The organism is Kosmotoga sp. (genome assembly GCF_982836095.1).
Genome location: NZ_CEYIHJ010000080.1, coordinates 738 through 8,249 on the forward strand (window position 1 = coordinate 738; position 7,512 = coordinate 8,249).

The 7,512-nt window shown below is 41.3% G+C and carries 6 protein-coding genes and 1 pseudogene; 5 read left to right on the top strand and 2 right to left on the bottom strand.

What is annotated here, in order from left to right; translation table 11 throughout:
* Positions 1–1,278, bottom strand: a pseudogene (locus AC3LHT_RS06400) (hypothetical protein); the annotation flags it as partial.
* 55 nt (positions 1,279–1,333) lie between these two features.
* The gene (locus AC3LHT_RS06405) at positions 1,334–2,665 is read right to left on the bottom strand and encodes a hypothetical protein (RefSeq protein WP_290646948.1); all 1,332 of its coding nucleotides are present in this window, start codon (positions 2,663–2,665) and stop codon (positions 1,334–1,336) included.
* Positions 2,666–3,017: 352 nt separating this feature from the next.
* Between AC3LHT_RS06405 and AC3LHT_RS06410 the strand changes: the two genes are divergently transcribed.
* The 5 genes from AC3LHT_RS06410 to AC3LHT_RS06430 all read left to right on the top strand — a co-directional run.
* Positions 3,018–4,004 carry a LacI family DNA-binding transcriptional regulator gene (locus AC3LHT_RS06410; protein WP_290666308.1) on the top strand — a complete coding sequence of 329 codons (987 nt, stop codon included), beginning with the start codon at positions 3,018–3,020 and terminating at the stop codon, positions 4,002–4,004.
* 15 nt (positions 4,005–4,019) lie between these two features.
* A complete protein-coding gene (locus AC3LHT_RS06415; RefSeq protein ID WP_290646946.1) occupies positions 4,020–5,270 on the top strand; it encodes an extracellular solute-binding protein in 1,251 nt (416 codons plus the stop codon).
* Between the two features lie 44 nt (positions 5,271–5,314).
* On the top strand, positions 5,315–6,190 hold the full coding sequence (locus AC3LHT_RS06420; RefSeq protein WP_488662320.1) for a carbohydrate ABC transporter permease: 876 nt from the start codon (positions 5,315–5,317) through the stop codon (positions 6,188–6,190).
* Entirely contained in the window at positions 6,187–7,005 is an 819-nt protein-coding gene (locus AC3LHT_RS06425) for a carbohydrate ABC transporter permease (protein WP_290666312.1), read from the top strand. The genes AC3LHT_RS06420 and AC3LHT_RS06425 overlap by 4 nt, the downstream gene beginning before the upstream one ends.
* Positions 7,006–7,012: 7 nt before the next feature.
* Positions 7,013–7,512: glycoside hydrolase family 130 protein (locus tag AC3LHT_RS06430; RefSeq protein WP_488662319.1), on the top strand; the 500-nt coding region annotated here is incomplete at its 3' end.

Genomic DNA, 7,512 nt, shown 5'->3' on the forward strand with positions numbered 1-7,512 from the left:
CCCGGAAGCGATATTAGAGTTTTCGGCTTCCGCTTCAGAAAGACCAAGATTAAACTTCTCTGCTTCCAAGAAAAAAGCAGGAGTGAGGAATTCTTTTTTCTCTTCAAAAAGCTCCTGATAATTTTCCGGTAGAGTTTTTACAGCCTGTAAAGCAAGTAGCGCTGAAATAGTGGATTCAGCACCGGAATTGAGATTCCGATGGGTGATTTCGAGTCCGTCATATCCCTGCCCATCTGGGCCTATCATGGGTGATTTCAGGATATTTAATCCGTTAAACCACGCCCCCAAAAGCAGAGTGTAATAGGCATATAGCTCTTCTCCAGTTACTTCATACAACCTTGCGGCTGAATTAACAAAGACCTCGGCCGCATATGCTATTTGTGGAAAGCGCTTTATGCTACGCGATACTGAATACAAAGGACCTGCTGATATAATGAGGGGAAAAAGCTTTTCAGCAGATTTTTTTGCATACTCCAGATATGCTTGGTTAGCTGTTGCTTTATAAGCCTCAACTAATGCTTCAATCTGCCTTGAGCCCCAACCGTGCCAGTTGAATTCTTCTTTTCCTTCATCGAAAAAACCCAGCAATTCACCATGTGAGGTGTCAAGAGAGTCGATAATTCCTTCTGCGAGTGTCTCGATCGCTTTTAGAATATCCTTTTCAGGAATAGATCTATAAAGCTCACAGGCTCCAAGAAGCATTATCGAGCTCATGTCTGTGTATCCTTTCAACAAGTTGTTTTTGAAATTACTTTCGAGAACTTTTAGCACTTTTTTTGCCCTGATAGCAAGCGCATTTGCAAATTCAGGGTCAGTTTTTGAATACACTTTTGCTCCTAGAGAAATTGCCCAGAATGCTCTCGTCGCCCACCAGTTGGCATTAGCCCTTGAAGTGGGCCCGTTTTTGTTGATTGTACCGTCTTCGAAAACGAAGTTGTAAAAATCCCCATCGATTCTCTGAAATCTCAAAAGAAAGTCCAATGCTTCCTTGGCGCGATTATTCGAGAAATTATCTTCAGGATCGGTTTCAAGTTGCCTTAGATAGAAAATAGCCACACGGGCCACGTCATCAACACAGGTAATTCCTTCACCTTTGGCTCCTATGTGCTTGTATGAGCCATCCGGTTGAAGGTTACTATAAATCCAGTAACCAACTGCACGATTTTCTTCAATTTTGAATTCAGACCTTAAAAATTCCAGATGATGGATATTCAATTCAAAGGAGAGAATGACACAGCTTAATAAAATCATCACGATAACCAAAAATAAGTTTTTCATTGTCTCACCCTAAAAAACGGGGGCACTTTGAAGTGCCCCCGGTGATTTATTTTCCTTATTCGCCAACAGCAATAGACTGGATTTCTGCAGTTCTCAATTCAAGATATTCTATCGCATTTGGTATGCTCATGCTCTTGTAAACGTCGTAATACCTATCAAAAACCACTTCATCGCCGGCCTTAAATCTTGCAGGCCAGTCTTTCATTTCGGTAGAGACGTTTCCAGCAGTGGATTCATAGACTTCGAATTCGCCAGGTATCCACTTGAAGATGCCATCACGGAACTCTCTGCTCTCATAAACCCAGGTATTTCCATTAACCCATTTAGCATAGTTCACATAAACAATGGGCTTTACGGGATTGATTTCGGCAACACCTATTCCTTTACTGGGTGAGTAATTGGATCTCCAGGATTCTTCAGAGGCAAAAATGTAAGTAGCTCCCCACCAGAGTGGTTTCATGGAGTCTGTTGCCGGGAAGACTATGTATGGTACGCCATTGACATTCATGATGGCATTTCTCTCGGCCCAGTATTCCCGTGGTGTTATATTGAGCTGATCAGCCCAAACCAGTCTTCTGAAAACAGGCAGCATATGAACCGCATCATCCGCTAAATCAGTGATGGGCCTTGTAATCATGTTCTGAAGTTTCATAAGGTCAGTGTAGGTTTTGAACACGAAGTGGCTAGAGGAGATGATATCTCCTGTTTTGAAGATGCTGGTAACGATTATCTGTTCCATACCCACGAAGGGAACGCAATCCAGCTTACTTACCACAGTAACCGCAACAGGACCAGCGGGCAGGACTTTCATGTCAATGACTTTGAAATCACCAGTGGTCTTCTCTTCGTGCTTGCCGAGCTCACCATCAATATAGTAGGTTGAGCCAACCCAGCCAGCGACCCTGGCAATACCTATTTCATCAACTATGGTACCTTCTACACTTTCAAACTTCTCAACCTTTACCAACCCTTTGTTATTTATCCTGGCTTTGAAAGTAAGTGTGCTGACGGTAACACCTTCATCGGTATTGCTTACGGTAAGGGCTGCGTCGTATTCTGGAGCCTCGATGCTGAAATCGTCGCTGACTTTCATAGTGACATTTCCGGGGAGCAGCAAGAGTATGTAATCACCAGAAGAAAGCTTTCCGTTGAGATCAACGTCATCTACCTGGTAAGGAACCTCAGCGCCATTTTCATCGACAAATCTTATGGAATCCCAATTCGCGTCGAAATCAGTTCCTACAAGATCCAAAATTTTGTTCATGCTGATTTTAAAAGGCACGAGCGACTGTGTTGTCTTATTAATAGTGATAGGAACTTCGATGGTTTCAGCCATCAGGATGGTAAATGCAAAGAGCACCAAAAAAATAGCTAAGAGTTTCTTCATGATTCACCCCTCCTTGTAAAGTGTGATATGTAAGCGCTTTCACATTAGGGATTATATAAGCTGGGTTCACAAAATCAGTAACCTGTTTCAAAGCCAATTTTAGTAATTATAAAAAAATGGAGTCGATTATCGTCTCTTTTCTTCGGATTCCTAAGGTATTCATCTTTTTGTTATTTTTTTATCCTGTATTTTTAAATAGCATAGAAATGCGTGACGGTAACATATTTTCGTGTAATCCAATATAATCCTGTGAAAATGGAGCTAATTCCAACTCACAGAATATTGTTATATAGAAGAAAATGTTTTATCATTTTTCTAGATGTGTAAACGCTTACACACGGAGGTGGCTGTTTTGAGTTCGAAAATGACCAGGCTGATTGATGTGGCAAAACTCGCAAAAGTTTCTACTGCAACCGTCTCTCGGGTGATAAACAACAATGGATATGTTTCTGCCAGGGTTAAAGAGAGAGTATTAAAAGCCATTGAGGAGTTGGGCTATCAACCTGCTAGGGCTGCAAGGTTTTTGGCAAAATCAAGGCAAAATTTCGAAGTAAACATTTTGGCAGATGATTGGGTCCTCAAATCCATAACCACTGTTCTTGATGAATTTTATAGCATTGTACATAAAGGAATCATTGATTTTTCCAAGAACCATAGAATGAACGTGCATTTACGAAGTGTGAATTCCTGGGATAAAAATGCTGATGGCTTCTTACTTATAGGTGGTGGGATAACCAAAGAACTGGTCAAAGAGGTTAAAGCAACGAAAAAACCTGTGGTTCTGGTTGATCAATATCTTCCAGGGCTCAAGGTGGATTACGTGGTTTCTGATGGCTATGATGGAGCAGTTTTTGCGGTAGATAGACTCATTTCTAAGGGACTCAAGCGAATTGTGCATATTCATGGACCGCTTTCGCATTTTGGATTCAGAGATAGATATGATGGTTATATCGCTACTATGGAAAGGCATGGATTTATGCCAAAATCTTATGAGTTTGATGAAGTCAGTGACAATATGGGCGTGATTATTGACATGATGCTGAGAAGTTATGGTAAACCCGAAGCTATTTTCGGCTCTAATGACACGGCTGCAATAAGAGCTATGGAAGAGCTGAAACTGAGAGAATTTAAAATCCCAGATGATGTGTCCATTGTTGGTTTTGATGACATAATGAGTGCTTCACTGGTTTCACCAAAACTCACCACATTGAAGATATTCAAGTACGATTTGGGGTCAATAGCGGCAAGGCGACTGTTCAACCTGCTCATGGGCGAGGAAAAGCATCCTGTTAAGATATCTCTTTTCACTCAGTATATTGAACGGGAAAGCACCATATAAAAGGAGGGGTTTGTTATGAGGAAAGGTATTATCGTTCTTTGTGTACTTTTAATAACCATCTTTGCTTTGGGAAAGGAGATCGTTTTCTGGACAGCTCCAAATCCTCTTCAGGAGAAGTTCTGGAGGCCGTTGGTAGAGGAATGGAATGCCAATCATCCGGATATACAGATAAAATGGTCTCCCATACCGGCTTCAGGAAGCTCCGAAGAAGCTATTTTAACGGCCATTGCCGCGGGCAACAGCCCAGATATATGTACAAACATCTTCAGTGGATTTGCAGCTCAACTTATCGAGGCTGACCAATTAGTATCGCTTGAAAGCTTACCCGGATATTCCGACCTTATAGCGGAAAGGAAAATGGAAACCATTGTCGAAGGCTGGAAATTCGGAGGACATAACTATGTGCTTCCCATATATTCTAATCCAATGATGTTCTGGTGGCGCAAAGACCTTCTAGAAGAGCTTGGATATACCAGAGCTCCCAGAACTTATTCAGAAGTGTATGAAGTGAGTGAGAAGTATTCGGTTAAGAACGAGAAATTTGGTGCTCTCATAGTCCTTGGCAGGAACTGGTGGGATCGCTGGTTTGATTTTATAAATTACTACTATGCAGCAAGTGGTGGAAAAAGTTATTTAGACGTTGAAAAAGCAAGAGCTACTTTCAACGATGATGCTGGGAAAAAAGTTGCCACATTTATAGATACTATGTTCAGAAATGAATGGACTGCCGTTGACCTTGGGAATTTCCCCTTTTACTACGGTGTGGTTCTTGGGGGAGTCAAAGGACCATGGGATCTCAATTGGGCCAAGGAACAATTCCCAGATGTGTATCCCAATATTCTTATCGCACCACCCCCGGTACCTGACGATTATCCGGCAGATCAGCCTGTGCACGTCTTTGCCGATACTAAAGGGCTCGTAATATTTAAATCCTGTAAATATAAAAATGAAGCCTGGGAATTTATCAAATGGGTATTTTCGAATGTCCAAAACGACCTTAGATGGATGGAAATCACCAATATGCCACCTGCCCGTGGGGACCTTACAACAAATCCGATTTTCACAAATTACATGGAAGAAAATCCTTACTTCAAAGTAATAGCTGAATATGTGCCTTTTGCTATTCCACCAGCGTTAACAACTTTTACCGTAGATATTCAAGATGCTATGACCCAATATCTTATAGAACCTATTATGTACGGAAAGAAAACCCCTGAACAAGCTCTTAAAGATGCCAGCAGTAAAATAAGACGTATTTTGTTCTAGCCTAAGTATTTCAAATACAGAGTAATGGAGTGGATGCCATGGGAATGAGGACGCTAAAACGACGCGAGAACATCAAAGGTTGGTCAATTTCGACTGCGTATCTTGTTTATACCGCCATTTTTTGGGGATATCCCTTTGTTTGGCTTTTCGTGCTAGCTATGTCGAAATGGAATTTTCTGACACCTAGGAGATTTGTATGGTTTAACAACTTCATAAAGCTTTTTACAGATGAGGACTTCTGGCGGGTTGTAATCAACACTTTCAATTTCATGCTTTATTTCATTCCCATGGTTCTTGTTTTGTCTTTGCTCTTTGCAATGGCTTTGACCAAAGTCAAGTATTTCAAGACTTTTTTCATGCTTTCTTTCCTTGTGGCCTATGTGTCATCTGGCGTGGCCTATTCCATAATCTTTTCAAAACTATTCGCCATTAATGGGCCTCTTAATAAGCTCACCTACTCTCTCTTTGGAGTAACCATACCCTGGTTCAGCCAACCTCAGCTGGCAGTACTTTCAATATCCATGATGATAACCTGGAAATTCATAGGGTATTACGGGCTGATACTCTATTCGGGGCTTGTTACCATTCCAAAAAATCTCTACGAAGCAGCTGAACTCGATGGAGCTAACCGCTGGGTGAAGTTTTGGAAGATTACGCTGCCCTTGCTAAATCCCTCGCTGGTCATGGTACTGGTGCTTGCCATTTCACTGACTTTCGGTATTTTCACCGAACCTTTTCTGATAACAGGTGGTGGCCCAATGAGGCACACATATACATTCATGATGATGATCTATACGAATGCATTCCAAAAACTGAATCCTGGCTACGCATCTGCGCTTGCAATAGTGACCGCACTGATCAGCTTTGGGTGCGTAATCTTGACGAGAAAGCTTATCGAGAGAGAGGTGAGTTATTCATGAAAAAATTCTGGATGCTTTTATTGTATATCATTCTATTTGCTGCTTCTTTACTTTGGATATATCCATATATCTGGATGTTCATGTCCTCTTTCAAGCCTTCATCTGAAATTTTCACAAAATTTTGGCCTAGTCACTTTACAATGGAACATTACAGCTTCATTTTGAAGTCAGCTGAATCGATGCAGAGGCCCTTTGTAAGAGCGCTTTTTAACAGTATTTTTATTTCAATGACTGTAACCTTCGCGGTTATCATAACATCGGCTTTTATTGGTTATGCTCTGTCTAAGATAAATTTCAAGGGTAGAAAAGTTCTCTTTAACTTCATCATTTTCCAGATGCTCTTTCCAGGATTCATGTTCATCGTTCCATTGTATGTTCTTATGAGGGCACTGGGGCTTTTGAATACTCTTTCGGCAGTGATAGTTCCTGGCCTCATGTCAGCCTGGGGGATATTTATGTTTACCCAATCTTACAAGTCTGTTCCCAATGAATATATAGAAGCTGCTAAAATGGATGGTGCTAGCGATTTCTGGGTTATATTAAAATTGATGATCCCGCTTTCCCGGAGCACCGCATCAATAGTTGGTATGTTTACTTTTATAGGGATCTGGGATAACTTCATGTGGCCTTTGATAGTGATCAGAGATTACAATAAAATGCCTTTGTCTGTGCTTCTGGCAAGTTTCAACAAAGAATACGGGAGTTATGTTGGCCCAATATTGGCGGGATCGGTTATACAGACATTACCCATGGTTTTGATTTTTTTGATATTCAGGAAATATTTCTTACAAGGCATATCCATGTCGCTGAAATAAAGGAGGCTTGCAAATGAAACTACAAAGATGTATTTTAAATCCACTGCTTTCACCAGTGCCCCAACATCATTGGGAATCAAAATACGTATTTAACTGTGCTGTTGTCAAGAAAAACGGCCTTTTCCACATGCTTTATCGTGCACAGGGAGAAGATATGGTTTCCAGAATTGGGTATGCGGTAAGTACTGACGGTATAAGGTTCAACAGATTGGAAAAACCAGTTTTTACTCCCGGTAGTCAGTGGGAATTATACGGTGTGGAAGATCCCAGAATAACGGAGATCGATGGAAGGTTCTATATGCAATACACAGCATATTCGCCTCTCGGCGTTAGAATCTCCATGGCTTCTACAACGGATTTTATACGCTGGGAACGTCACGGTGTCATCATACCTGATATAGACAACAAGGATGCAGCGCTCTTCCCTGAGAAAGTGAACGGCCAATATGTGATGTTCCACAGAATTGAGCCGGATATGTACCTCGCCTTTTCGGATGACCTGATACA

Bases quoted from the DNA above. Each gene is read 5' to 3' on its own strand.
- AC3LHT_RS06405 (WP_290646948.1), bottom strand. From the start codon at position 2,665: ATGAAGAAACTCTTAGCTATTTTTTTGGTGCTCTTTGCATTTACCATC.
- AC3LHT_RS06415 (WP_290646946.1), top strand. From the start codon at position 4,020: ATGAGGAAAGGTATTATCGTTCTTTGTGTACTTTTAATAACCATCTTT.
- AC3LHT_RS06420 (WP_488662320.1), top strand. From the start codon at position 5,315: ATGAGGACGCTAAAACGACGCGAGAACATCAAAGGTTGGTCAATTTCG.
- AC3LHT_RS06425 (WP_290666312.1), top strand. From the start codon at position 6,187: ATGAAAAAATTCTGGATGCTTTTATTGTATATCATTCTATTTGCTGCT.